The sequence below is a fragment of the Curtobacterium sp. PhB170 genome (assembly GCF_003752345.1).
Classification (GTDB): domain Bacteria; phylum Actinomycetota; class Actinomycetes; order Actinomycetales; family Microbacteriaceae; genus Curtobacterium.
Window position 1 is genome coordinate 533,139 of record NZ_RJUM01000009.1, and the last position, 25,347, is coordinate 558,485.

The following is a 25,347-nucleotide window of genomic DNA, read 5'->3' on the forward strand; positions in this document are numbered from 1 at the left end:
TCACGGGAGCGGCCAGTGCCCTGGACGGTCGAGGTCGTCGGGCAGCACCGAGGACGCATCGCCCTGCGCAGCGTTCACCTGGGGTTGAGTCAAGAACAGCGCGTTCGACAGGTCCGCTCCCCCGAGCCGGGTGTCGCGCAGGTCCGCCCCGAGCAGGTCGACACCCGACAGGTCGCATCCCCGCAGGTCCGCGGCGATCAGGACGGCACCTCGGAGATCGGCGCCGACCAGGAAGTGAGATCGCAGGTCGCGGCCAGCCAGGTCGGCCGACGGGTGCAGGTCGCCGGCCGCCTCGCCGGCGGCGGGGTACCCGCCTCGGGCCTCGGCACTGACGTCGATCAGGACGGAACGGACCTCGGACCGGAGCGACTCGACGTCCACCGCGAGGAGGCCCGACAGCTCGCCGTCGAGGATCTGCTGGACCCGGTGCCGGAGCGCGGTCGGCACTTCCGCCGACCCCAGAGTCGTCGAGCGGGACACCGCCTCGGCCAGGTACCAGAGCATCTCGTGGAGCTGCCGGGCGACGGCGAAGGCCCGGAACATCTCGGGCTTCGAGTCCGGCCGGTCCACCCAACTCGTGCCGTCGAACAGGACCTGCGAGACGTACTGGCCAGCCCCGAAGCAGTCGAACGTGGTGCACCCGGTGAAGCCCCGCGGACGGAGCGTCTGGTGGATCGTGCAGGAGAAGTCGTCGGCCAGGTTCCGGCACGGGGTGCCGGCGGGCTTGTCGATCGGGAAGTCGCTGGACCGCTGGAACCCGAAGGCGGTGCAGCAGAGGGCGAAGCAGTCACCGCACGAAGCGCGGAGCCCCGAGCGGTCGGCGGGAGCAGAAGGAGAGGATGAAGAAGAAGACGATGACATGGACGAACGGTCTCTCTGGAGTGGTCTCGACAGGGCGCCGGGTTGCTGGGGAACTCCGTCGGGAGTCCCCGTTCCGGGCGCACGAGATCACCGCCCCTCGTCCGAGGAGCGAACCGGTGTCGCTGGATGGGCTCTGCGTCACAGAGCGGGAGAACGTGTCACTGCGGCCAGGCTAGCGGCGCGCGACTGCGCCCGTCCGCAGTCCCGTCGCGTACGGTGCACCTGTGACCAGAACCCACCCGGCAAGACCGCACCGCCTCGTGCTGATCGCCGCCGCCGTCGTGCTGGTGATCGGCATCGTGCTCCTGTTCACCCCGTGGGACGGGCTGATCCCCGTGCTCGCCTGGGTGCTGATCGTCGCGTCCATCGCCCTCGGCGCGATCACCCTGTTCTTCGCGAGGGCCCCGCGCAGCTAGGACCGCGGCACGAGACCGTGCTCGTAGGCGAAGATCACCGCGTGCACCCGGTCACGCAGCCCGAGCTTGCCGAGCACCCGCCCGACGTGGGTCTTGACCGTGGACTCGCTCGTCACCAGGTGTGCGGCGATCTCGGGGTTCGACAGCCCGCGGGCCATCGCGAGCAGGACGTCGCGCTCCCGCGGGGTCAAGGGCTCCAGCGGGTCCGGACCCGCCGGCCGGTCGTCGGGGAGCACGGGGCCGAACAGCTCGAGCATCCGCTGCGTCACCCGCGGTGAGACCGCGGCCTCGCCCGCTGCCACGGATCGGACGGCGTCGAGGAGCTGCGCGGCACTGACGTCCTTGAGCAGGAACCCGCTCGCCCCGGCACGCAGGCCACCGAACGCGTACTCGTCCAGGTCGAACGTCGTCAGCACGAGCACCCGGGTCTCGGGGACCTGCTCGACGATCGCGGCCGTCGCCGTCACGCCGTCGACGTGGGGCATCCGGACGTCCATGAGCACGACATCCGGACGCAGGGCACGCACGAGCCGAACACCCGCGCCGCCGTCGCCGGCCTCACCGACGACCTCGATGTCGGGCTGTGCCTCGAGCAGCAGCCGGAACCCGGTCCGGATGAGCTGCTGGTCGTCGACAATCGCCACGCGGATCACCGGTCCTCCGCCCTGACCGGGATCGTCGCCCGGATCTGCCAACCGTCGGTGCCGTCGCGGGAGCCCGCGCGCACCTTCCCACCCAGCGCGCGGATGCGCTCGTCGATCCCGATGAGCCCTCGACCCGACCCCGCTGGGGCGTGGGCCGATCCGGCGGGCCGAGTCGGGCCTCCTGTCCGTCCGTCGTCGGTGACGACCACGGTGACCTCGGTGGCGGACGCTGCCACGCGGACGTCGACCGATCGGACGCGCTGCGCGTGCCGCGCGGTGTTGGTGAGGCCCTCCTGCACGACCCGGTACACGGCGAGCTGCAGGGCGTCGTCGTCGGGGACGACGCCGACCAGTTCGAGGGCGACGGGGGTGCCCAGCGCGCGGAACCGGTCGACGAGCTGCGGGACGTCGTGGATGCCCGGTTGTGGCGCGAGCGCGGGTTCGCCGTCGCCTCCGAGCACCCCGAGCATGCGGCGCATGTCGCCCATCGCGCCGCGGCCGACGTCGGCGACACCGCGCATGGCGGCGGCAGCGGACCCCGCCGAACCGGTCGGTGCACCAGCGGTCACCCCCGCCGCCGCACCCTCGGCCAGCCGCACCATCACCGTGAGCGAGTGGGACACGATGTCGTGCATCTCGCGCGCGATCCTGGCCCGTTCCGCGGCGGTGGCGAGCTGCGCCTGCTGGTCGCGCTCCCGGGCCAGCTGGTGCGCGCGGTCGATCAGCGCCTGCGTGTAGCGACGGCGGTTCGACACGTTGACCCCGATCAGGACCGCTGCCAGCAGGAACGTCGTGGGCTGCGGGTACAGGACGTCCGCAAGTCCTCCGGACCCGGGCGCGACCACGAAGACGCGCAGCGCCGTGGCCCCCGCGGCCAGCACGACGGCGACCGCGGCCGTCCACCACCCGGCGGCACGCGACCACCACACGGTCGCGGCGTAGACGGTGAAGAGCACCGGCGAGTACCCCGCCTGCGTCCACGTCATCGCGACGACGGACGCGAGCCCGAGCACCGCCGTCACCGCGGGGTGCGTGCGCCGGAGCGGGATGCCGGAGACGGCGATGACCACGAGGATGACGACCGTGACCCGCGCGGCGGGGCTCCCGTCGACCTGCCACGCACTCCGGAACGCCACGACGACCTCGATCGCACCCCAGAAGACCATGAGCAGCACGTCGGTCATGACCGGGTGGCGCGCCCAGAACCGCCGGAGACGACCGGGTGCATCGGGCAGGGCGATGCCCCCGGTGCCGTCCACGACGGCACCGGGGGCGAGGTCGGCAGGGGTCACGCGTCCCGCTTCTCGACCAGGGCGAGTGCCGTCACCGAGGCGACAACCACCCAGGCCAGCAGTACCGCGAATCCGCTCCATCCCCCCAAGGCTAGGACGCCGTCGTGCCACCCCGACGTCACCTCGGTGCCGAACTGCATGAGCGGTTGGCCCGCGTTCTGCGGCAGCAGGTTCGTCAGCGTGCCGAGCCAGTCCGCTCCCGTGAACGACTGCACCAGCTGCACGACGACCGGGGCGACGAGCATCAGCCCGAGCACACCCGCGATCGCCCCGGCGGTGGAACGCAGGACCACACCGACCGCGAAGGCGAGCAGGGCGATGAGCGTCAGGTAGACGGAGGCGCCGAGCAGCGGCATCGCGACGCTCGCGTCCAGCGACGCCTCGACGTTCCGTCCCGCCGCGATCGGCAGGGTGGTGAAGGCGGTGGCCCAGACGCTCACGGCACTCGTGGCGAAGACGGCCACGGCGAGGACGATCGCCTTCGCCGCCAGTGCGACCGACCGCCGTGGGACCGCCGCGAACGAGGAGCGGATCATGCCGGTGCCGTACTCGCCGGTGACGACGAGGGCGCCGATCACCGCGACGATCAGCGACGAGAGCATCGTGCCGCTCGTGCTGTAGAGGACGAGCGCGTTCCGAGCCGCGTCACCCGTGAGCCCCTGACCACCGTTGTCCGCGAAGGCCGCCAGGAGCACGCCGATGCCGATCGGCAGGACGAGCACCAGCAGGAAGGTCCACGCCGTCGACCGCAGCGAGCGGAGCTTGATCCACTCCGAGCGCAGGACGCCGGAGAAGTGGATGCCCGACGCTTCGTGCCGAGGCACGGCGTTGCTCGTGACCGCGCTCATCGGGCCACCTCCGATCGGTACTCGACCTGGTCGTGCGTGAGTTCGAGGTAGGCCTGCTCCAGGCTCGCCTCGGTGGTGGCCAGCTGGTGCAGGACGATCCCCGCGGCACCGGCTGCCTCGCCGATCTGCTCGGCACCGAGGCCACGGACCTGCAGCGCCCCGTCGCCCTCGTAGCCGATCGTGACGTCCGGGCCGGCGATCGCGTCGAGGAGCCGCTCGGGCTCCGGCGTCCGCACGGTGACCGACCGCTCCGTGGCGGCGGCGACCAGGTCCGCGATGTCCATGTCCGCGAGCACCCGGCCACGACCCATCACGACGATGCGGTCGGCGGTCAGCGCCATCTCGCTCATCAGGTGGCTCGAGATGAAGACCGCACGCCCCTCGGCGGCCAGGCTGCGAGCGAGCCGACGCACCCACACGACGCCCTCGGGGTCGAGGCCGTTGACCGGCTCGTCGAGGATCAGCGTCTGCGGATCGCCGAGCAGTGCCGCCGCGATCCCGAGCCGCTGTCCCATGCCGAGCGAGAACCCGCCGACGCGCTTCTTCGCGACGTTCTCGAGGCCGGTCATGCCGATGACCTCGTGCACCCGGGCCGTCGGGATCCGGTGCGTCGCGGCGAGCGCCGACAGGTGGTCGAAGGCGCTGCGTCCCTTGTGGACCGCCTTGGCCTCGAGCAGTGCGCCGACGCGACGCAGCGGGTCGCGCAGCTCGCGGTAGGGGCGTCCGTCGACGTGGGCGGTGCCCGAGGTCGGCCGGTCGAGTCCGACGACGGCGCGCATCGTGGTGGACTTGCCCGCGCCGTTCGGACCGAGGAAGCCGGTGACGACGCCGGGGCGCACCGTGAAGGACACGTCGTCGACGGCGACCTTCTCGCCGTAGCGCTTGGAGAGGTTCTGGATCTCGATCATGCGGCAACGGTACGGAGACGAGCGGGTCCGCCACATCGCCGTCGCAGACGATCTCCGCGGAGCGACCGTGGTACCCCGGTACCACCCGCAGCGGTGCCGGATACGGTGGGGTCATGGTCGTCCAGCGGTGGCACGAGGACGTCCTCGGGGCGCCCTACGAGCGACTCGAACTGCCGCTCGGCACCGACTCCGAGGGGCTGGTCGTCGCCACCCTCGTCCGTCGGCGGCACACCCCGACGGACCTGCTGCTGCACGGGCGCGGACCGCTGCACGGCGCCGACGTCCTGTACGTGCACGGGTGGTCGGACTACTTCTTCCAGACCGAGCTGGCGGAGCGGGTCGAACGGCTCGGGGCCCGCTTCCACGCGTTGGACCTGCGGAAGTACGGCCGGAGCCTGCGCCCCCACCAGACCCCCGGCAACGTCGACGACCTGGCGGTGTACGACGAGGACATCGCCGCGGCGCTCGACGCGGTGTCCGCCGAGCACCCCGGTCCCGGCGAGCGGCGGCTCGTGCTGATGGGGCACTCCACCGGCGGTCTGACCCTGTCGCTGTGGGCTGCGCGCCACCCCGAACTCGTCGACGGCATCGTCCTGAACAGTCCGTGGCTCGAGTTCCAGGCGACCGCCGTGGGCCGGGCGATCGTCGCGCCCGTCATCAAGCTCGGCGCCAAGCGGAACCCCCTCGCCCCGATGCCCGCCGTCGACCCCGGCTTCTACACGCGCACCGTGTCGGCCGCCGGCGAGGGCTCGTGGACGTACGACCAGCAGTGGCGGCCGGACCGTGGGTTCCCCCTGCACCCGGGTTGGCTCGCGGCGGTCTTCGCGGGGCAGGAGACGGTCGAGCACGGGCTCGACATCCAGGTCCCCGTCCTGGTCATGCTCAGCGACAAGAGCATGTTGCAGCCCCGGTGGGACCCCGGCATGGCGCACGCCGACGTCGCGCTGAACGTCGACACGGTGGCCCACCGAGCCCTGTCGCTCGGCAACGAGGTGACGGTCCGCCGACTGCCGGGAGCCGTGCACGACGTGGTGCTGTCCGCGCCCGACGTGCGCGAGCAGGCGTACGACGCGATCGGACGCTGGGCCACCACGTTGCAGCCCCGCTAGCGTGGCGGGATGACCGAGCGCTCCGTCCGGCTGACCCGGCTCGACCCGACCGGGATCGACCACGACGCACTCGTCGACTTCCTGTCGACCGAGGACTTCCCGTTCCACGTGCGGCGGACGTGGAGCCGTGCAGAGGCCGTCCAGGCGGTGGAGTCCGGCTCCTACCGCGACGACGAGCACGACTCGTACTGGGTCGACCACACGGAGCACGGCCGCATCGGGTTCGTCCGGCTCGAGGACCTGGAGGACCCGGTCCCGCTGTTCGACCTGCGCATCGCCGGCGCGTTCCGAGGTCGCGGACTCGGCGTCCCGACACTGCGTGCGGTCACCGACCACGTCTTCGGCACCCTGCCGTCAGTGACCCGCTTCGAGGGCCAGACCCGCGAGGACAACACGGCGATGCGCCGGGTCTTCGTGCGTGCCGGGTGGGTCAAGGAGGCGCACTACCGCGAGGGGTGGCCGATCGAGGGCGGCCGCGCGGTCGCGTCGGTCGGGTACGGGGTCCTCCGCCACGACTGGGAGACGGGCGAGACGACGCCGGTGCCGTGGGACGACGACGTGCTTCCGGACGACTGACGCGGCGCGTCTCGCGTCACGGTCCAGAGCGGACGGGAGGCTCGGGTCACGCCCGCCACGGGCCTCCAGCAGCGTCAGGTGGACGCGTCCGGGGCATGACGTGCGATCAGCCACCGGTGGCTGTCCGCAGCGCGGCGCAGGTCCGCCGGAACGCCGCGCTGAGTGACTCCCCCGCGGGGCGCTCCGCCCACTCGTCGAACGCGGCGCGCAGCGCGAGCAGCGCCAACGGCACCGCGAGCCGGTCGGCGCCCTGCCACGCCGACTGCAGCTCCAGCGTCTGCGCGGCGTCCCGCTCGAGCACGGCGGACAGCAGTGCCGGATCGGCCACGAGCAGCGCGCGCACCCGGACCAGGCGGTCGAGGTCGTCGTGGTGATCGCGTTCGAACGTCACGAGCACCTCGGCGATCACCTCGGTCAACGCACCGAACGGCACCGGGGCGGTCACCGCGGCGGTGACGGCGTCGTGGACGTCGCGCGAGACGAACAGGAACGCGTCGACCTTCGAAGCGCAGTACCGGAAGAACGTGCGCTCGGTGATGCCGGCCGCGGTCGCGATCTCGGCCCCGGTGACGACGTCGAACCCGCGCGCGCCGACCAGCGCGACCGCGGCGTCCTCGACGGCACACTCCGTCGCCCGCCGGTTCTGCGCCCGGACCCCGGTCACGGCGCGGACCGCGTGGAGACGGTCTCGCGCTGCCAGAGCTCCGGCAGCCGGAGGTCGACACCGTCGGCGTCCGCCAGGCGTGCGAACGCGCGCATCGTGACGTCGAGGCGGTCGAGCTTCTTCGGCAGCGGCCTGAGCGGACGGGTCACCGGACGCCAGAACGCGTCCCAGTGCACCGGTCGGACGACGCTCGGGTGCAGGGCGCCGACGGTCTCCTGCCAGTACTGCTCGATCCAGGCCGTCGGCTTCGCACCGGCGGCGCCCGCACCCAGGTAGACGGTGTCGGCGTGGAGCCCCGCGAACGCTCCGGGGATGCAGTTCGCCGTCGGGTGGACCAGCACCGATCCGTCCGGGTGCTCGAACAGGAACGAGAAGCAGCCGCCGGTCCGGAAGTCGCGCATCCGGGCCGGCAGGGTGACCGGCTCGGTGATCTCGCCCGGGACCGCGTCGCCGTCGCTGTGCAGGGCGTGCAGCGGCGTGACCCTGAAGGCCCCCACCGCGAACGACTCGCGGTCGTGGAGCTCCCGGAAGGGCACGCGGTCGAGCCCGTACCCGGTGGCGATCATCCGGGTGGACGCCGAGCCGCCGAGTTCCGCCCCGGTCCGGTCCGCGACCACGGGAGCGTCGAGGGCGTGGTCGGCGTGCGAGTGCGAGACGAGCACAACATCGAGGTGGTCGACGTCGAACCGGGCGAGGGCGTCCTCGATCCGGGTGACGTCCGGTCGGAGCCGGCCGAGCATCAGCCGCGGGAACGAGGGACGACTGAAGAAGCCGTCCACGAGCAGTGACGTCGTGCCGTCCGTGACGAGCACGTTGGACACCCCGCCGAACACCGTGGTGACGCTCATGCGCGGGCCCCGCCGAGCACGTCGTCGAGGAGCCGCATCGTGCGCGCGGGGTCCTCCATCGCGAGGTCGTGGTGCACGCCGCGCACCCGTTCGACGTCCCACCCGAGGCGCTCGTAGACCGGTACCTCGGCGTCGGGCACGACGTGTCGACCGTCGTCGGTGAGCACGAGCGTCGACGGCACGAACGGGGCCGCCGGAGCGACCGGTGTCGTCACGACCTCGCGCAGGACGTCGCGCAGCATCGTGCGGTCCCAGTGCCGGTGGCTCTCCGCGGCGCGGGCGACGTTCGCCGGCCCCCACCGCGGATCGGTGCGGTCGTAGGCCTGCACGAGCAACGGCTGCAGGCCGGGCAGCGCCCAGAACGCCCGCCCGAGCACGCTCCGCCCCGGTGCCCGCAGGTGGAAGCCGGGGTCGAGGTACACCGCGCGCGCCGGGCGCAACCGGTCGACGGCGTCGAACAGCACCCGTCCGCCGAGCGAGTGTCCGACGACGGCGTCGAGCCCCTGCGGCAGCGTCTCGGCGAGGTCGTCTGCGAACGCGGCGAGTGTGTACGACGCCGCGCGGTCGCTCTCGCCGTGACCCCGCAGGTCCGGCACGAGGAACGTGTACCGGTCCGGATCGGCGTGGGACACGAGGTCGCGCCACACCAGCGCCGAACCGAGGATGCCGTGCACGAGTCCGACCCGGACAGGGCCGTGTCCGTGGGTCTCGACGTGGAGCTGCATGTGCACTCGATTCTGTCAGTGACTGACAGAATACATGGTCAAGCGGGACGGCTGAAGAGGTTCACGAGGTTGCCGTCAGGGTCACGGAACAGCGCCGATCGGTTCCCCCAGGGCATCGTCGTCGGCGGCAGCACCACGTCGTCGAGGTCGCCACGCAAGACAGCGAACGCGGCGTCGACCTCGTCCACCACGAACTCGAGGAACACGCTGCCGTTCGTGCGGGGCTCGGGCGCGGCCGGTCCGAGCATCGCCACGGTCGCCGGGGTCGCGAGGGCGAGCACGGCGCCGCCGGTCATGATCTCGGCGAAGACGGGTGCGGGTCGCCGCGCCTCGGTCCCGGTGACGCGTTCGTAGAACCGCACCATCCCGTCGAGGTCGTCGGTGATGATCCGGACGGATGCGAACTGCACGGGAAGCCCTCCTGGCCGGCCACCGTGACCGGACTCGTCGAGCATGCGCGACCACCGCGACACCGTCCTGTCGGTGTTTCGGCGAATGAGCAGGCGGATCTGGCGCCTCAGTCCCCGAGCAGGTCCCCGAGCACGGGGCGCAGGACGCCGTGCGGGATGTCGAGTTCGTCGAGTCGGACCACTCGGGGCGGTGCCTGTTCTTCGGTCTCCTCGACCGCCAGCACCCGGTCGCCGCGGAAGGCACGGACGCCGTCGCGCAACCGGCACCACGCGACCAGGTACCAGTCCTCGCCCTTCCCGATGTAGCCGAGCGGTTCGACGATGCGATCGGTCTCCGTGCCCGCCGCGTCGCGGTACCGCATCCGGACGACGCGCCCGCCCGTCAGCGCACCGGCGAGCGCCGTGGGAGCCGGCGTGCGCTCCCCCGACTCCAGCAGGTGCACGCGACTCGCGAGTCGCGCTGCCCGTCGGGCGTCGTCCTCGGCGAGCACCGCGGTGACCTTGCGGGCAGCGCTGCGCGCCGCGTCTCGGAACGGGCTGGAGGCGAGCGCGCCGAGGCCGATCGCCACCGCGAGCGCTTCGTCGACGGTCAGCCCGAGCGGCGGGAGCGTCGCACGGGCGTCGATCGTGTACCCGCCGGTCCGCCCCGGCTCGGCCCAGATCGGCACTCCGGCTTGCTGCAGGGACAACAGGTCCCGCTCGACCGTGCGCACACTGACCCCGAACCGCTCGGCGAGTCGGCGCGCGCTCCGCAGCGCGGGCGCAGCGGCGCGGAGCTCCTCGACGAGCGCGTACAGGCGGTCGGTCCGGTTCACGACGCGACCCTAGCCCGTGACGTGACCAGGCACCGGACGGGAGGCGCGGTGCCAGCTGGAACCGGGCCTCCCGTCCGCCGTCCGGTCACGCGCAGGGCGCGACTCGCGTCACGAACGCGACAAGCGTTCGACCGTGGCGTGGGCGCCGTCGGCGATGAGCCCGTCGAGGGCGTCCCGGTAGGCGGCGACGAACCGTTCATCGTCGATCAGGTCACCGAAGACCTGCCGGTTCGCGATGAAGGCGAGCCGGTCGTCGCGCTGGGTGAGGGCGATGCGGTGCAGCGGTTCGGCCAGCCGGTCGACGATCTGGATCGGCTCGCCGGACTCGTCCGTGCCCTCGTCGTAACGCGCCCACGACGCGACGATGCCGGCGGACAACGTGACGGGCCGGCCGGCGGCGAGGTTGTCGCGGACCACCGGCAGCAGCCACTTCGGGATCCGGTCGCTCGACTCGGCACACAGGCGCGCGAGGGTGTCGCGGACCTCGGGGTTCTGGAAGCGCTCGATGAGGGTGGACTTGTAGTCCTCGAGGTCGATGCCGGGCACGGGGTGCAGGGTCGGCGAGCCCTCTTCGTCCATGTAGCGGCGCAGGAACGTGGCGATCGCGGGGTCCTGCGTGGCCTCGTGGGCGTAGCGGTACCCCGAGAGGTACCCGAAGTAGCACAGGCCCTGGTGCGAGGCGTTGAGCAACCGGAGCTTCATCAGCTCGTACGGCTCGACGTCCTCGACGATCTGCACGTCGGCGTCCTGGTACGGCGGACGCCCGGCGGGGTGGTCGTCCTCGAGCACCCACTGGAAGAACGGTTCGGCGACGACGGGCCAGGCGTCCTCGATGCCGAGCTCGTCGCGGACCCAGGCGCGGTCCTCGTCGGCGGTGACCGGTGTGATGCGGTCGACCATCGAGTTCGGGAACGACACGTGCTCGTCCATCCAGTCGGCGAACGTCGGGTCCTGCAGGCGTGCGTAGGCGGTGAACATGTCGCGGGCGACGTGGCCGTTGCCCTGGATGTTGTCGCAGGACATCACGGTGAACGGCTGCTCGCCGCGGTCACGCCGTCGACGCAGGGCTTCGACGACCAGGCCGAACACGGTGCGGGGCGGTCCGTCGCCCCGCAGGTCGGCCGCGACGCCGGGCTCGTCCGCGACGAACTCGCCGGTGACGTGGTCGAAGTTGTAGCCCCCCTCGGTGATGGTCAGGCTGACGATCTTGGTGTCGGGGTGCGCCATCTTCTCGACGACGGCGTCCGGGTCGTCGACGGCGAGCAGGTAGTCGACGATGCTGCCGACGACACGGGACTCGCGGGTGCCGTCGGGGTGCTTGAGGACGAGCGTGTAGAGCCCGCCCTGCTCCGCCATGGCCGTGGCCATCCGGCGGTCCTGCTCCAGGACACCGACGCCGCAGATGCCGTACTCGCGCGCCTCGCCCTGCTGGAGCAGCCGGTCGATCACCATCGCCTGGTGCGCGCGGTGGAAGCCGCCGACGCCGAAGTGCACGATGCCGGCGGTGATCCCGCTGCGGTCGTAGGTCGGGACGGCGACACCGCTCGCGGCGATCTCGTCGAGGGTCTCCGGGGACAGGCGGACGGGCATCGGGTACTCCTTTGTACAACGGTCGTTCTGGCGGTCGCGCCGCCGGTCGCACCGGCGGTCGTGCTGGGTGCAGTCAACCACGCGCACATCTGTTCAGAACCGAGTTTCCACCGCGGGGTACGAACCTGAGGATGCACTCGTAGTCGTTGCACCGAGTGCATCGATGCACCTAGTGTTCTCATTCGTGACCCTCACGACCGACCGCCGCGCCGCCCTCAAGGCGAAGCACCGTGCGGCGATCCTGCAGGCCGCACGCGACCTGGTGGACGAACGCGGTGGCCGCGAGTTCAGCGTCGACGACCTGGCAGCACGGGCCGACATCGCGCGGCGGACGGTGTTCAACCACTTCGCCTCGCTCGACGAGGTCCTGCTGGCCGTGTGCGAGCAGGAGCTGTCCGTGATCATCGACCGGTTCCTCGCCGACATGGCACGCACCCCGGTCGGCGACGGCAGCCGGGCCTCGATGTTCGACGAGCTCGAGTCCGCCGCACGCGGAGCCGACCTGGCAGCCGCGATCTCGAGCATGTACCGGATCCTCGGTGACCCGGGCAAGGACGACCCGAAGGCCGCGGTCCTCACCCAGACGGCGTTCTCGCGGGTCACCGAACGACTCCGCGACGAGGTCGCACGCCGCTACCCGGCAGCCGATCCCCTCGACGCCGCCCTGCTCGTCGAGTCGCTCATGAGCGGCATCGTCGTGATCGCGGAACACTGGCTGGCCACCTCCGGCCCCGCGATCGACGAGCAGTCCGTCGCCGACTGGGACTCCCTGCTGGCACGACTCGTGCACAGCGTCCGCAGCGGCTACATGCCCACCGACTGACACTTCCCTCCCCAGGGGTCCACCGGCGCACCCCGCTCCACACAGCACCTGCAACGAAAGGAACGGGGCAACCGCATGGCCGGTCTCCTCTACCGTCTCGGACGGTTCTCCGCACGACGCCACTGGCTCGTGATCATCACCTGGGTGGTGATCATGGCCGTCGCCGGCGTCACCTACAGCCTGTTCTCGGGCACGATCTCGTCCGCGATCTCGATCCCGAACACCAAGACCAGTCAGGTGCAGGACGAGCTCGCCGACAAGTTCCCGTCGGCGAACGGCGGCAACGGCACGATCGTCTTCGAGACGACGAACGGCAAGGCGTTCACCGACGCGCAGAAGTCGGAGGTCGCGGACTTCCTGACCAAGGTCGAGAAGCTCGACGGCGTCAAGGGCGCGACGAGCGGCTTCGACACCCAGGACCAGCTCGACGAGCAGCGCCAGAAGATCGTCGACGGCCGCAAGGAGATCACCGACGGCCGCGCGAAGCTCGAGACCGGCCAGGACCAGCTCGACGCCCAGAAGGCGCAGCTGACCTCCGGCAAGCAGCAGATCGAGGACGCCCAGGCGCAGCTCGACGCCCAGAAGGCCCAGGCCGAGGCCGCCGGCGCTGCCCTCCCCGCAGCGCAGGCGCAGGCCGCGGCAGCGCAGCTCCAGCAGGCGCAGGCGCAGATCGACGCGCAGCAGGCGCAGATCACCGCCGGCGAACAGCAGCTCGCCGACGCGCAGAAGACGATCGACACCAACACGAAGAAGCTCGACGACAGCGCCGACGAGCTGGAGCAGGGCTCGAAGCTCCTCGACCTGTCGAAGGACGTCCGCTTCGTGTCGTCGAACGGCAGCGCCGCCATCGGCACGGTCCAGTTCACGAAGTCGACCTACGAGGTCCCCGCCGACACGAAGACCGCCATCGCGGACGACGCCGACTCGGCCGACATCAGCGGCGTGAACGTCTACGTGTCGAACGACATCGCGCAGGGCGTGCCGTCGATCCTCGGACCGGGCGAGATCGTCGGCGTCATCATCGCCGCGCTCGTGCTCTTCCTGATGCTCCGCACCGTCATCGGTGCGGCGATCCCGCTCGTCAGCGCCGTGCTCGGTGTCGGCGTGGCGTCACTTGCATCCCTGTCGTTCTCCGGCCTGGTCGAGTTCATCTCGGTCACGCCGGTGCTGGGGGTGATGTTGGGCCTGGCGGTCGGCATCGACTACTCGCTCTTCATCCTGAACCGACACCGCACCCAGCTGAAGCAGGGCATGCAGGTGCACGAGTCCATCGGCCTCGCGAACGGCACCTCCGGCAACGCCGTGGTGTTCGCCGGCGCGACCGTCATCGTCGCCCTGCTCGCGCTGAACATCACCGGCATCCCGTTCCTCGGGCTCATGGGCACGGTCGGTGCGGTCGCGGTGTTCTTCGCGATCCTCATCGCCACGTCGTTCACGCCGGCGCTGCTGTCCCTGATCGGGATGCGGATCCTGCGGAAGAAGGAGCGAGCGAAGATCGGCAACACCGGCTCGACCCGGGTGCCGAACAAGCCGATGAAGACCTGGCGCGCGATCGTCACGCTCGTCGCCGGTGTCGCCGTGCTCGGTGTCATCGCGCTCCCCGCGACGCAGATGCGCCTCGGCCTGCCGACCGGCGCGTCCGAGTCCGTCGACTCGAGCCAGTACAAGGCGTACAAGGCCCTCGACGAGGAGTTCGGTGCCGGCCAGAACGGCCCGCTGCTCGTCGTCGCGACGCTGCCGGAGTCGATCAGCAAGTCCGACGTCACCGCGACCGAGGTCACCATCGGCGAGGCCCTGGCGAAGAACGACGACGTCACGGCCGTCCTGCCGATCGGTACCTCGTCGGACCGCGACATCATCGCGTTCCAGGTGAAGCCCGGCGGCGGTCCCGACAGCATCTCCACCGAGAACCTGGTCAAGGACCTGCGCGAGCAGACCGTCACGACCGACGACGGCACGGTCACGCTCGGTGTCGCGGGCAACGCGTCCGCCAACATCGACGTGTCCGAGAAGCTGTCGAACGTCCTGCCGCTCTACCTCGTGGTGGTCGTCGGCCTGTCGCTCATCATCCTGATCATCGTGTTCCGGTCCTTCCTGGTCCCGATCACGGCGACGGCGGGCTTCATCCTGTCCGTGATGGCGTCGTTCGGTGGCCTGACCGCGATCTACCAGTGGGGCTGGCTCGGCTCCGTGTTCGGCGTGCACGACCCGGCGCCGATCCTGAGCTTCCTGCCCATCATCGAGATCGGCATCCTGTTCGGCCTGGCGATGGACTACCAGCTGTTCCTGGTGTCCGGCATGCGCGAGGCCTACGCCCACGGCGCCTCGGCGAAGGTCGCGGTCCAGCGCGGGCTGCACGCCGGTCGCGCGGTGGTCACGGCAGCGGCGATCATCATGATCTCCGTGTTCGCGGGCTTCATCTTCTCGGACTCCTCCACCATCAAGCCGATCGGCTTCGGGCTGGCGTTCGGCGTGCTCATCGACGCGTTCGTCGTCCGAATGCTGCTGATCCCGGCAGCGATGCACCTGCTCGGACAGAGCGCCTGGTGGTTCCCGAAGTGGCTCGACCGGATCGTGCCGGACGTCGACGTCGAGGGCGCGAAGCTCGAGCGGTCGCACCCGGTCGCCGGTCAGCCCGGCCAGCCCGGTCAGCCCGGTCAGCCCGGTCAGCCCGGTCACGAGGACACCCACACGGGGTCGCACGCCCTCCCCGTGGCGCCGGACGCCAACGCGCACGAGTCGGGGCACCCGCCCGCGCACCGCGCGTAGTCGACGCACCCAGCCTGGAGGCCCGGGGCCGGTCCACGAGACCGGCACCGGGCCTCCCGTGCGTGCGCCCACCCCGCGCGCGGCCGACGCCGACCCGCGACCCGGAACGACATCCTCGATGTCGTACGACATCGAGGATGTCGCCAGCCCGCGCCTGCAACTGTTGCGGCCGCGCCAGTGCGACAAGATCGATGTCGTACGACGTCGAACTTGTCGCACCGACCCGCACCGACCCGCACCACCCACCGCGCCCCGGGAACACTTCGTGGGCGAACGGTATCGTGGGCACATGACCTCCGCACCCGACCCACTCGCGCTCGACCGGCAGCTCTGCTTCGCCCTCGCGGCCACGAGCCGGAGCGTCATCGGGCTGTACCGCGACCTGCTCGAGCCGATGGGCCTGACGCATCCGCAGTACCTCGTGATGCTCGCACTCTGGGAGCAGGACCCGCGATCGGTGCGCGAGATCGCCGGCGAACTGCGGCTCGACTCGGCCACCCTCAGCCCGCTGTTGAAGCGGCTCGAGGCCTCCGGCTACGTCCGCCGGACCCGCAGCGCCGCCGACGAACGGCAACTCGAGGTCTCGCTCACCACCGCCGGTCGGGCACTGCGCAACCGCGCACGAGCGGTCCCCCTGGCGGTCGCGGACCGACTCGGGTGGCCGCTGGAACGCCTGGAAGCGCTCAAGGACGACCTGACGGAACTGTTGGAGCGCGTCGACCAGGTGTGATCCGGGGCCGATGGTGCAATAATGGTTCGTGCACGAATGAAAGGACGCACCGTGGGGCGCTTCGGCAAGTGGTACGAACGGTGGAACACGACGCTCATCAACAAGATGGGACCGTCGCAGATCGGCGCCGGACACCCCGAGGGGGTCGACGACCGGTCAGTGGACCGCGGCTGCCCGATCTGCGGCAAGCCCCTCTCCCTGCACCAGGTGATCCGCCCAGAGGGCCAGGTCCGTTCGTCGACCCTGGTCTGCCCGCGCGACTGACGGCGGGAATTGCACCGAGCAACACGACGTTCCACTCCCTCGTGAAGCTCTTCGAACCCACCTCCTTCGGCGCCCTGCGCCTGTCGAACCGCGTCGTCATGGCCCCGCTCACGCGCACCCGCGCCGGTGAGCACGGCATCCCGAACGACCTGCTCGTCGAGCACTACCGTCAGCGTGCGGGCCTCGGCATGATCATCACCGAGGGCACCTGGCCCGTGCAGGAAGGCCGCTCCTACCCCGGGCAGCCCGGCATCGAGACCGACGAGCAGATCGCCGGCTGGCGCCGCGTCGCCGACGCCGTGCACGCCGAGGGCGGCACCATCGTGATGCAGCTCATGCACGGTGGCCGTGTCTCGCACCCCGACATCTCGCAGACGCCGCGCATCGTCGCCCCGAGCGCCATCGCCGCTCCCGGACAGACCCACACCGCGACCGGCAAGGCCGACATGCCCGTCCCCCACGAGCTGACCACCGCCGAGGCGCAGGACGCCGTGCAGGGCTTCGCGCAGGCTGCCCGCAACGCCATCGCCGCCGGACTCGACGGCGTCGAGGTCCACGGCGCCAACGGTTACCTGGTGCACGAGTTCATGTCCCCGGTGTCGAACACCCGCACCGACCAGTACGGCGGCTCCCCCGAGAACCGCGCCCGCTTCGCGATCGAGGTCACGACCGCCGTCGCCGAGGCCGTCGGCGCAGACCGCACCGGCATCCGCCTGTCGCCCGAGCACGGCATCCAGGGCGTCATCGAGGACGACGCTGCCGACGTCCGCGCGACCTACACCGCGATCGCCGAGGGCCTCGCGCCGCTCGGACTCGCCTTCATCGACGTCCTGCACGCCGAGCCGACCGGTGACCTGGTGCAGCACGTCCGTCGCACCGCGGGCGCACCGTTCGTGGTCAACTCCGGCTTCTCGGCGCTGACCACCCGCGACGAGGCCATCGCACTCGTCGACGGCGACCACGCCGACGCCGTCGCCGCCGGCCGTCCGGCCATCGCGAACCCGGACCTCGCCCACCGCTGGGAGCAGGACGCGGAGCTCAACGAGGCCCGTCCCGAGCTCTTCTACGGCGCGACCGCCGAGGGCTACACCGACTACCCGTCGCTGGCAGAGGTGCGCGCGACCGTCTGACGCTGCGCCCCGATCCACGACACGCGTCGCGCTGTGCGTCGAGGTTCCACGACACCCCGCGTGCGTTCCGTCGAGGTTCCGATCAGGACGGCACGTGCCCGCGAGGTTCCGAGATCTCGGAACCCCGCGGGGTGGGGGCGAGCGAACGACGGACGGGAGGCCCGTGGCGAGACCGCCACGGGCCTCCCGTCCGTCCCGGGGATGGTTCCGATGCGTGACGCGCTTCTCGCAGGATCGTGGCAGTGCCGCGCGCTTCGTGAGCAGAAATGGTCGGGTCCCGCCGACGAACCCGACCATTTCTGCTCACGAAGTCGGCCCGACTGATCAGCAGCGCCACCAGCGGGTGCGCACCGACGGCCGCGAACACCGACCTCGTCGTCGTGCTTCACTCTGACCATGACCTCGGCCACCGTCCTCGCATCCTGTGCCGTCGGGACTGTCGACTGCCACGACACCGCTTCGGTCGACCTGCTGCCCCTGCTCGTCGTCGTAGCGCTCGTCGTCGTGGCGCTGGTCGCGCTGGGGATCGCACTGCTCGGGCGTCGGCGTCGGTGAAGCGACCCGAAGCACCAACGACGAAGGGCCCCAGCGGAATCCGCCGGGGCCCTTCATCTGTTCGGTGTCATGCCGTTCAACCGGCACTGTGCGCTCGAAGGGACTCGAACCCCCAACCTTCTGATCCGTAGTCAGATGCTCTATCCATTGAGCTACGAGCGCGTGGCCTTGCGGCCGTGGAAGACTCTACAACAGCTCCGGCCCGGGCGCCAATCGAGGCCGTCCGACCGCTCCACCCGGCGTGTCGCGAGGCGACAGCCGAGCCCCCGACGTCACAGCGCCGCGGCCTCCTCGCCGAACACCTCGGCCAGGAACACCCGCAGCGCCTGCCACGATCGGCGGTCGGCGCGCTCCTGGTACTGGGCGCCGTGGTCGGGCGCGTCGGTCTCCGGCACGGCGAACGCGTGCATGGCCCCGGCGTACGTGACGACCTGCCAGTCGACGCCGGGCTCGGTGCGCATCTCGTCCTGCCAGGCGTGCACGGCGTCGTCGGGCACCACCGGGTCCGCTCCCCCGGTCAGCACGAGCAGCTTTGCCCGGATCGCCGAGACGTCGGCGGGGTCGTGCGTGATGAGCCCGCCGTGGAACGACACCGCACCGACCAGGTCGGCGCCGGTGCGCGCGAGCTCGATCGCGGTGGAGCCGCCGAAGCAGTACCCGATGACGACGATGCGGGCGGGGTCGACGTCGGGGTCCTGCCGCAGCCGCTCGAGTCCGGCGGTCGCACGTGCCCGGAGTAGCGGCAGGTCCTGGTAGTACGACCCGGCGACCTGGCCGGCGGTGTCGTCTCCGGGCCGCACGCCGGCGCCGTAGATGTCCGCGCCGAACGCCACGTAGCCCAGGCGGGCGAGCATCGTCACCCGTGCTTCCACGTGCTCGTTCACGCCGTGCCAGTCGTGCACGACCAGGACGGCCGGGCGGGGACCTGCGACGGCTGCGTCCTTGGCGAGCACGCCGAGCAGGTCGGTGCCGTCGTGGTCGTAGTGGACGGGCTCGACACGGATGTCGGCGCCGGCGGGTTCGGGAACGGTCTGCAGGACGTCGTCGATGGTGGTCACGTCGTCCGACGCTACGCCGCCGTCCGGCTCAGGCGTCGATGTTGTCCCAGTCCTCAGGACCGCTCGACCCGGCCGGGTACTCGTCGAGCGGCGTCGTGCCGGCCTTCCACGCCTCGAGGAACGGTCCGACGACCTTCCAACCCTGCACGGCGCTGTCACCGCGGACCGACAGCGTCGCATCGCCCTCGAGCACACCGGCCAGGACCTCGCCGTAGGCGCTGAGCCGTCCGGGGTTGAACGTCGTCTCGAGACTCGTGCGGTCGATCGTGTACGGGTCGCCGGGGCCGTTGACGTTGAGCTCGAGCTGCATCTCGTCCGGGGCGATCCAGATCCGGAGCCGGTCCGGGTGGGCGGCGCCGGACAGGCCGACGGGCACCTGCGGGGAGTCCTTGAACGTGATGACGATCTCGCGGCGCTGCTTCGCGAGCGCCTTGCCGGAACGCAGCGTGAAGGGGACGCCGGCCCATCGCCAGTTCGCGATCTCGAGGGTCAGCTGGGCCAGGGTCTCGGTGCCGAGCGACGGGTCGACGCCGTCCTCGTCGGCGTACGACGGCAGCTTGCGGTCGCCGACCGTGCCCGCGGTGTACCGGGCGCGCTTGCCGGCGGCGACCACGTCCCCGCCCCACGGCCGCACGGCGCGCAGTACGAGTTCCTTCTGGGTCCGCAGGTCGTCGGCGTCGATCGACGCCGGCGCCTCCATCGCCACGACGGCCATGACCTGGAGCAGGTGGCTCTGGATCATGTCGGTGAGGGCGCCGGCCTTGTCGTAGTAGCGGGCGCGTCCCTCGAGCCCGAGGGTCTCGTCGTACACGATGTCGACGCGTTCGACGTGCTGCGAGGACAGCAGGGGCTCGATGATGCGGTTCGCGAAGCGCAGCCCGATCAGGTTGAGCACCGTCGAACGGCCGAGGAAGTGGTCGACCCGGTGGATGCGCTCCTCGGGGATGAACGAGTGCAGCAGGTCGTTCAGGTGCTCGGCGCTTGCTGCGTCGGTACCGAACGGCTTCTCGAGCGCCAGGCGGGTGCGCTCCGGCAGGTCGAGGTGGGCGAGCTGTTCGCAGCTCTTCTCGGTCACGGCCGGGGGCAGCGCGAAGTAGATCGCGGGGTCGTGGTCGCAGGCTCCGAGCAGCGCGCGCAGGTCGTCGGCGCTCGTGACGTCGGCCTTGCGGTACGAGGACGCGTCGATCACGGCCTGCAGCCGCTCCGACAGCGACGACTCGCCCTCCGCGCCTTCGTCGCCCTCGTTCTTCGACGCCTGCGCGTTCTCGAAGGACTCGCGCACCTGCGCCTTCCAGTCGGCGTCGGAGAGGTCCTCGACACCCGCCCCGATGAGCTGGACGTCCCAGTCGTCCTTGACCTCGAGCAGGGTCGCGAGACCCGGCAGGAGCAGGCGCTTGGACAGGTCGCCGCTGGCTCCGAGGATGAGCAGGCTGGTCTGGAGGCTCGACATGCCTCCGACCGTACTCATCGGCCCCGGTGGACGGCCGGGCCGCTACGGTGGTGACAGTTCGGCGCGAGGGAGCACCATGAGCAGTGGGTACGAAGGACGACGCTTCCGCGTCGTCGTGATCGGCACCGGCATGATCGCGGGGGTCCACGCCCGCGCGGCCCGGGCCGCCGGTGCCGAGGTGCTCGGGGTGCTCGGCCGCAACGCATCGCGCTCCGAGCAGGTCGCGGCGCAACTCGACCTGCCTCGTGGGTACGCATCGCTCGACGACGTCATCGCGGACGCCCCCGACGTCGTGCACATCTGCACGCCGAACGACCAGCACCACCCGCAGGCGATGGCGGTCATCGCCGCGGGCATCCACGTGGTGTGCGAGAAGCCCCTCGCGATCGACCCGGCGCAGGCCGCCGAACTCGTCGCCGCGGCGGCGGACGCCGGTGTCGTCGCCACGGTGCCGTTCGTGTACCGCTACCACCCGATGATCCGTGAGATCCGCGCGCGCATCGCCGACGGCGACCTCGGTCGACTGCTCGCCGTGCACGGCCACTACCTGCAGGACTGGATGCTGGACGAGGACGCCTCGAGCTGGCGGGTCGATCCGACCTCGAGCGGGTTGTCCCGCGCGTTCGCCGACATCGGCTCGCACTGGTGCGACCTGGTCGAGTTCGTCACCGGCGAGCGCTTCACCTCGGTGTCCGCGGCGACCGACATCGTCTACCCGACCCGGCCCGCGGCCTCGGGGCCGTCGTTCTCCGGCTCGCCGGACCCCGACCCGGTCGCCGACGCCGCGGAACGGGCCGAGGTCACCACCGAGGACACCGCGGTCGCGACCTTCCGCACCGGCACCGGGCGCATCGGCAACGTGGTGATCTCGCAGGTGGCGTCCGGTCGGAAGAACCGCCTGTGGTTCGAGGTCGACGGCACCCGGGGCAGCGCCGCCTTCGACCAGGAACAGCCCGAGTCCGCGTGGTTCGGCAACGAGCGTGGTGCGCAGATCGTCGTGCGCGACCCGTCGCAGGGGTACCCGGACCAGCGGCGTCTGGCGATCGTGCCGTCCGGGCACCCGCAGGGCTACCTCGACGCCTTCGCCGCGTTCGTCGCCGACACCTACACCGCGGTCCGTACCGGTGTGGCCCCCGACGGCCTGCCGACCTTCGCGGACGGCGCACGTTCCGCCGACATCATCGACGCGGTGATCACCAGCGCGGCCGAGACCACGTGGCGGGAGATCCGGTGAAGCTCGGCATGCTGACGGCCTGCCTGCCCGGCTGGACCCTCGACCGCATCGCGGACTTCGCCGCCGAGCAAGGGTACGAGCGGCTCGAGGTCGGCGTGTGGCCCGGCACGGGTGGCCGCGACTTCGAGGCGGCGCACCTGCCGGTGGCGACGTTCACCGACGAGGACGCCACTACGACCCGTGACCTGCTCGACCGTACCGGCCTCGAGATCTCGGCGCTCGCCTACTACGAGAACAACCTGCACCAGGACCTCGCCCGGCGCGAGGAGGTCCGCACCCACCTCAAGCACGCGATCGATGCCGCGCAGGTGCTCGGCGTGCCGTTTGTCGGCACGTTCATCGGCCGCGACAACAGCAAGTCGGTGCGGGAGAACATGGCCGAAGGGAACCGGGTCCTCCCCGAGCTCGTCGACTACGCCGGCGAGCGCGGCGTGCGGTTGATCATCGAGAACTGCGTGATGGAGGGCTGGCACCCGGACGGCTACCCCGGCAACCTGGCGTACTCCCCCGAGCTCTGGGGCTGGGTCACCGGCCTCGGCTTCGGTCTGAACTGGGACCCGTCGCACCTGACCTGGATCGGCATCGACCCGGTCGAGACGATCCTGCCGTTCGCCGAGCACATCGTGCACGCGCAGGCGAAGGACCTCGAGCTGTTCCCCCGGAAGCGCGACGAGTACGGCTTCTTCGGCAAGGTCGACAAGGGCGGCGACCCGTGGGACATGGGCTGGTGGCGCTTCCGGGTGCCGGGCCGTGGCGTCGTGGACTGGCCGCACGTCGTCGACCGCCTGTACGAAGCGGGGTTCGACGGCACCCTGTCGGTCGAGCACGAGGACCCGCTCTGGGGCGGCACGGACGAGAAGGTCCTCGAGGGGCTGCGCATCGCCCACCGCACGCTCCGCCCCCTCATCGCCGCGGAGTGACGGCACGTCGAGCAGCACGCAGCACGACGGGTGTTGCGCATGTGAACGTCGTGTGACGACTTCGACCCGACACTGGCGGGTCGGCTGTGCGTCCTCATAGGTTCTCGGACGATGAACCTCCACTCCTCTCCGCGCCGCCGACGGCGCATCACCAGCGGCGCGGCCTTCGCCACCGCGGGTGTGCTCGTCGCACTGTCCGTCCCCTCCACCGCCGTCGCCGCCGAGGGCGACACGACGATCGACATCATCGACGTCAACGACTTCCACGGCCGCATCGAGTCCGAGGGCACCGCCGTCGACAAGGCCGCCGGTGCCGCCAAGCTCGCCGGTGTCGTGCAGTCGTACCGCGAGGCCAACCCGAACACGATCTTCGCCAGCGTCGGCGACAACGTCGGTGCCTCGACGTTCACCTCGCTGATCCAGCAGGACGCCCCGACGATCGATGCGCTCAACGCCATGGACCTCGACGTCAGCGCGATCGGCAACCACGAGCTCGACAAGGGCCAGGACGACCTGACCGGGCGCATCGAGGACCGGGCCGACTGGCCCTACGTCTCGGCGAACATCGTCAAGCAGGGCACGACCGATCCCGCGTTCACCCCGTACTCCATCGTGGAGAAGGGCGGCGTGAAGGTCGGCTTCATCGGCGCGACCACCGAGGACCTCATCCCCGGGCTCGTCAGCCCGGGTGGCGTGCAGGGGCTCGCGATGGCCCCGATAGTAGGCCAGGTCAACAAGTACGCCGACCAGCTCACCGACGGCGACGACTCCAACGACGAGGCCGACGTGCTCGTGCTCCTCGTGCACGAGGGCGCCACCACGAACGCCCTCGCCGACGCGACCGGGTCCGGTGCGTTCGGCACGATCACCTCGGGCGTCTCGTCGAAGGTGTCCGCGATCGTCTCGGCACACACCCACGCGACCTACAACCACCGGATTGCCGGCCCGGACGGCACGACCCGCCCGGTGATCCAGACCGGTTCGTACGGCGTGAACTACGGGCACCTGCAGCTCACCGTCGACGCCGACAAGCAGCTCACCGGCATCACGTCCGAAGTGAAGTCCGTCAACGGTGAGACCCGCGTACCGGCCGACGCCACGTCCGTCAACGCGGTCACCGGCATCGTGACGGCCGCGAAGGCCGTCGCCGACGTCGAGGGCGGCAAGAAGCTCGGCGAGATCACCGGCGACCTGCGTCGTGCGGTGCAGTCGGACCGGAAGACGGAGAACCGCGGCGGCGAGTCCGCGCTCGGCAATTCCATCGCCGAGGTGCAGCGCTCCGCGACCGAGCGCAACGGCTCGCAGGTCGCCTTCATGAACCCCGGCGGGCTCCGCACGGACATGGTGTACGCGTCGAGCGGCGCCGGCGACCCCGACGGCACAGTGACCTACAAGGAGGCCGCGCTCGTCCAGCCGTTCGCGAACACCCTGGTCACCGAGGACATGACCGGCCAGCAGATCAAGAACGCCCTCGAGCAGCAGTGGCAGCCCGACGGCCTGGAGCGTCCGTTCCTCAAGCTCGGCGTCTCGAACGGCTTCGCGTACACCTACGACCCCGCGAAGGGTCGCGGCGAGCGCATCACCGGCATGACCCTGAACGGCGAGCCGATCGCGCTCGGCGACACCCTCAAGGTGACGGTCAACTCGTTCCTGTCGACCGGCGGCGACAACTTCGCCGCCTTCGCGACCGGCACGAACATCGCCGACTCGGGCCAGGTCGACCTGCAGGCGCAGGTGGACTACTTCCTCGCCAACCCGACGGTCACGCCGCCGACCGACCAGCGCGCCGTCGGCACCACGGTGACGCCGACCCCCGAGGGCGGGTTCCAGCCCGGTGACGAGATCACGATCGACCTGTCGTCGCTCGTGTTCAGCAGCGACGATCCCGCTGCGGCCGGCACCGTGTCGGTCAGCGCCGGTGACGTCGAGCTCGCCACCGCCGAGATCGACCCGACGATCGTCGACAAGACCGACGAGCAGGGTCGCGCGACGCTGACCTTCGCCGTGCCGACCATCGAGTCGTCGGCCGACGCAGCGACGGTCCGTGCGGCTGCCCGTGCCGCGGCCACGACGGACGCACCGCTCGTGGTCACCCTGCCGGGCGGCCAGACGATCACGTTCGCCGTGACCATCCCGCTCGCCGTCGACCCGACCGACCCGACCGACCCCACGGACCCGACCGACCCGACGGACCCGGCCGACCCGGGCGCGGGCAACGGGGATACCCCCGGCGCCGGCAACGGCAACGGCAACGGCAACGGCAACGCTCCCGGAGCGGGCACGGACCTGGCGGGCGACCCCGCCGACTCCACGAACGCCGGCGGTGACCTCGCCTACACGGGTGCGGACCTGACGGTGCCGGGGATCGCAGCGGGCCTGCTCCTGCTGGCGGGCATCACCGCACTCGTCGCCGTGCGCCGGAAGCGCGCACGGACTGACGCGAGCGTCCAGACGGACTGACACCGCGCCTCCCGTCCGACACGAACGGGCCGTCTCACCACCGTGAGGCGGCCCGTTCCGTCACGCCGGGAGGCACGGATCGCGTCCGGCGCGCACCGCGCGCCGATCCGCTGCCGCGCTCCCTGTCCCATAGCAGCGCTCGCACTGCGGATCCGGGGATCGGCGGGGTACTCTCGGGGCTGTCGCATCGCGACGCGTCGCGCCGGGTCGCCTCTCAGGTCGGCGGTGGTTCCGTTCGACGAGACCCC

The 25,347-nt window shown here is 71.1% G+C and carries 25 protein-coding genes and 1 tRNA gene; 12 read left to right on the plus strand and 14 right to left on the minus strand.

The window, feature by feature from the left end; translation table 11 throughout:
- Entirely contained in the window at window positions 1–861 is an 861-nt protein-coding gene (locus EDF40_RS06715) for a pentapeptide repeat-containing protein (RefSeq protein WP_123338673.1), read from the minus strand.
- A 224-nt stretch (window positions 862–1,085) separates the two neighbouring features.
- Between EDF40_RS06715 and EDF40_RS18825 the strand changes: the two genes are divergently transcribed.
- Window positions 1,086–1,277, plus strand: coding sequence for a hypothetical protein (locus EDF40_RS18825; protein WP_123938330.1), 192 nt, complete (start codon window positions 1,086–1,088; stop codon window positions 1,275–1,277).
- Here EDF40_RS18825 and EDF40_RS06720 read toward each other — a convergent pair.
- From EDF40_RS06720 to EDF40_RS06735, 4 genes are read right to left on the minus strand one after another with little or no spacing between them, the layout of a single operon-like run.
- Complete coding sequence (locus tag EDF40_RS06720; RefSeq protein ID WP_123338672.1) at window positions 1,274–1,930, minus strand: response regulator transcription factor; 657 nt, start codon at window positions 1,928–1,930, stop codon at window positions 1,274–1,276. The genes EDF40_RS18825 and EDF40_RS06720 overlap by 4 nt on opposite strands.
- Window positions 1,927–3,213 carry a sensor histidine kinase gene (locus EDF40_RS06725; protein WP_185002843.1) on the minus strand — a complete coding sequence of 429 codons (1,287 nt, stop codon included), beginning with the start codon at window positions 3,211–3,213 and terminating at the stop codon, window positions 1,927–1,929. The genes EDF40_RS06720 and EDF40_RS06725 overlap by 4 nt, the downstream gene beginning before the upstream one ends.
- Complete coding sequence (locus tag EDF40_RS06730) at window positions 3,210–4,061, minus strand: ABC transporter permease subunit (protein ID WP_123338670.1); 852 nt, start codon at window positions 4,059–4,061, stop codon at window positions 3,210–3,212. Before EDF40_RS06730 ends, EDF40_RS06725 begins: the two co-directional genes overlap by 4 nt.
- Window positions 4,058–4,969, minus strand: coding sequence for an ABC transporter ATP-binding protein (locus EDF40_RS06735; protein WP_123338669.1), 912 nt, complete (start codon window positions 4,967–4,969; stop codon window positions 4,058–4,060). The genes EDF40_RS06730 and EDF40_RS06735 overlap by 4 nt, the downstream gene beginning before the upstream one ends.
- 113 nt (window positions 4,970–5,082) lie before the next feature.
- Here EDF40_RS06735 and EDF40_RS06740 point away from each other — a divergent pair, with 113 nt between their 5' ends.
- Window positions 5,083–6,078: an alpha/beta hydrolase gene (locus EDF40_RS06740; RefSeq protein ID WP_123338668.1), complete on the plus strand. Its 996-nt coding sequence runs from the start codon at window positions 5,083–5,085 to the stop codon at window positions 6,076–6,078.
- A 9-nt stretch (window positions 6,079–6,087) separates the two neighbouring features.
- A complete protein-coding gene (locus EDF40_RS06745) occupies window positions 6,088–6,654 on the plus strand; it encodes a GNAT family N-acetyltransferase (protein ID WP_123338667.1) in 567 nt (188 codons plus the stop codon).
- A 106-nt stretch (window positions 6,655–6,760) separates the two neighbouring features.
- Here EDF40_RS06745 and EDF40_RS06750 read toward each other — a convergent pair whose 3' ends face one another.
- The 6 genes from EDF40_RS06750 to EDF40_RS06775 form a co-directional block, all read right to left on the minus strand.
- Entirely contained in the window at window positions 6,761–7,318 is a 558-nt protein-coding gene (locus EDF40_RS06750; protein ID WP_185002846.1) for a TetR family transcriptional regulator, read from the minus strand.
- A complete protein-coding gene (locus tag EDF40_RS06755; RefSeq protein WP_123338665.1) occupies window positions 7,315–8,166 on the minus strand; it encodes an MBL fold metallo-hydrolase in 852 nt (283 codons plus the stop codon). Before EDF40_RS06755 ends, EDF40_RS06750 begins: the two co-directional genes overlap by 4 nt.
- Window positions 8,163–8,891, minus strand: a complete 729-nt coding sequence (locus EDF40_RS06760; protein ID WP_123338664.1) for an alpha/beta fold hydrolase — start codon at window positions 8,889–8,891, stop codon at window positions 8,163–8,165. Before EDF40_RS06760 ends, EDF40_RS06755 begins: the two co-directional genes overlap by 4 nt.
- A gap of 38 nt (window positions 8,892–8,929) precedes the next feature.
- A complete protein-coding gene (locus EDF40_RS06765; RefSeq protein WP_123338663.1) occupies window positions 8,930–9,301 on the minus strand; it encodes a VOC family protein in 372 nt (123 codons plus the stop codon).
- Between the two features lie 107 nt (window positions 9,302–9,408).
- A complete protein-coding gene (locus EDF40_RS06770) occupies window positions 9,409–10,116 on the minus strand; it encodes a YafY family protein (RefSeq protein WP_123338662.1) in 708 nt (235 codons plus the stop codon).
- 108 nt (window positions 10,117–10,224) lie between these two features.
- Window positions 10,225–11,706 (minus strand): mannitol dehydrogenase family protein, encoded by a 1,482-nt coding sequence (locus EDF40_RS06775; protein ID WP_123338661.1) that lies wholly within the window; start codon window positions 11,704–11,706, stop codon window positions 10,225–10,227.
- Between the two features lie 184 nt (window positions 11,707–11,890).
- Between EDF40_RS06775 and EDF40_RS06780 the strand changes: the two genes are divergently transcribed.
- From EDF40_RS06780 to EDF40_RS19160, 6 genes are all read left to right on the plus strand, one after another.
- A complete protein-coding gene (locus EDF40_RS06780) occupies window positions 11,891–12,529 on the plus strand; it encodes a TetR/AcrR family transcriptional regulator (RefSeq protein WP_185002848.1) in 639 nt (212 codons plus the stop codon).
- A 75-nt stretch (window positions 12,530–12,604) separates the two neighbouring features.
- The gene (locus EDF40_RS06785) at window positions 12,605–15,298 is read left to right on the plus strand and encodes an MMPL family transporter (protein WP_123338659.1); all 2,694 of its coding nucleotides are present in this window, start codon (window positions 12,605–12,607) and stop codon (window positions 15,296–15,298) included.
- 289 nt (window positions 15,299–15,587) lie between these two features.
- Window positions 15,588–16,028 carry a MarR family winged helix-turn-helix transcriptional regulator gene (locus EDF40_RS06790; protein WP_123338658.1) on the plus strand — a complete coding sequence of 147 codons (441 nt, stop codon included), beginning with the start codon at window positions 15,588–15,590 and terminating at the stop codon, window positions 16,026–16,028.
- A 36-nt stretch (window positions 16,029–16,064) separates the two neighbouring features.
- Window positions 16,065–16,292 carry a hypothetical protein gene (locus EDF40_RS06795; RefSeq protein ID WP_123338657.1) on the plus strand — a complete coding sequence of 76 codons (228 nt, stop codon included), beginning with the start codon at window positions 16,065–16,067 and terminating at the stop codon, window positions 16,290–16,292.
- 41 nt (window positions 16,293–16,333) lie between these two features.
- On the plus strand, window positions 16,334–17,422 hold the full coding sequence (locus EDF40_RS06800; protein ID WP_123338656.1) for an alkene reductase: 1,089 nt from the start codon (window positions 16,334–16,336) through the stop codon (window positions 17,420–17,422).
- Between the two features lie 396 nt (window positions 17,423–17,818).
- Complete coding sequence (locus EDF40_RS19160) at window positions 17,819–17,977, plus strand: hypothetical protein (protein WP_185002850.1); 159 nt, start codon at window positions 17,819–17,821, stop codon at window positions 17,975–17,977.
- Window positions 17,978–18,066: 89 nt separating this feature from the next.
- Here the strand turns inward: EDF40_RS19160 and EDF40_RS06805 are convergent.
- From EDF40_RS06805 to EDF40_RS06815, 3 genes are all read right to left on the minus strand, one after another.
- Window positions 18,067–18,139 (minus strand) — tRNA-Arg (locus tag EDF40_RS06805).
- A gap of 110 nt (window positions 18,140–18,249) precedes the next feature.
- Entirely contained in the window at window positions 18,250–19,035 is a 786-nt protein-coding gene (locus EDF40_RS06810; RefSeq protein WP_123338655.1) for a dienelactone hydrolase family protein, read from the minus strand.
- A gap of 28 nt (window positions 19,036–19,063) precedes the next feature.
- Entirely contained in the window at window positions 19,064–20,485 is a 1,422-nt protein-coding gene (locus EDF40_RS06815; RefSeq protein WP_123338654.1) for a glucose-6-phosphate dehydrogenase, read from the minus strand.
- 76 nt (window positions 20,486–20,561) lie between these two features.
- Between EDF40_RS06815 and EDF40_RS06820 the strand changes: the two genes are divergently transcribed.
- The 3 genes from EDF40_RS06820 to EDF40_RS06830 all read left to right on the plus strand — a co-directional run bounded on the left by EDF40_RS06820 (window position 20,562) and on the right by EDF40_RS06830 (window position 25,099).
- Window positions 20,562–21,719 carry a Gfo/Idh/MocA family protein gene (locus tag EDF40_RS06820; protein ID WP_185002853.1) on the plus strand — a complete coding sequence of 386 codons (1,158 nt, stop codon included), beginning with the start codon at window positions 20,562–20,564 and terminating at the stop codon, window positions 21,717–21,719.
- Window positions 21,716–22,639 (plus strand): sugar phosphate isomerase/epimerase, encoded by a 924-nt coding sequence (locus tag EDF40_RS06825; RefSeq protein ID WP_123339023.1) that lies wholly within the window; start codon window positions 21,716–21,718, stop codon window positions 22,637–22,639. Before EDF40_RS06820 ends, EDF40_RS06825 begins: the two co-directional genes overlap by 4 nt.
- A gap of 111 nt (window positions 22,640–22,750) precedes the next feature.
- Entirely contained in the window at window positions 22,751–25,099 is a 2,349-nt protein-coding gene (locus tag EDF40_RS06830; protein ID WP_123338653.1) for a bifunctional UDP-sugar hydrolase/5'-nucleotidase, read from the plus strand.
- Window positions 25,100–25,347 lie beyond the last annotated feature (248 nt).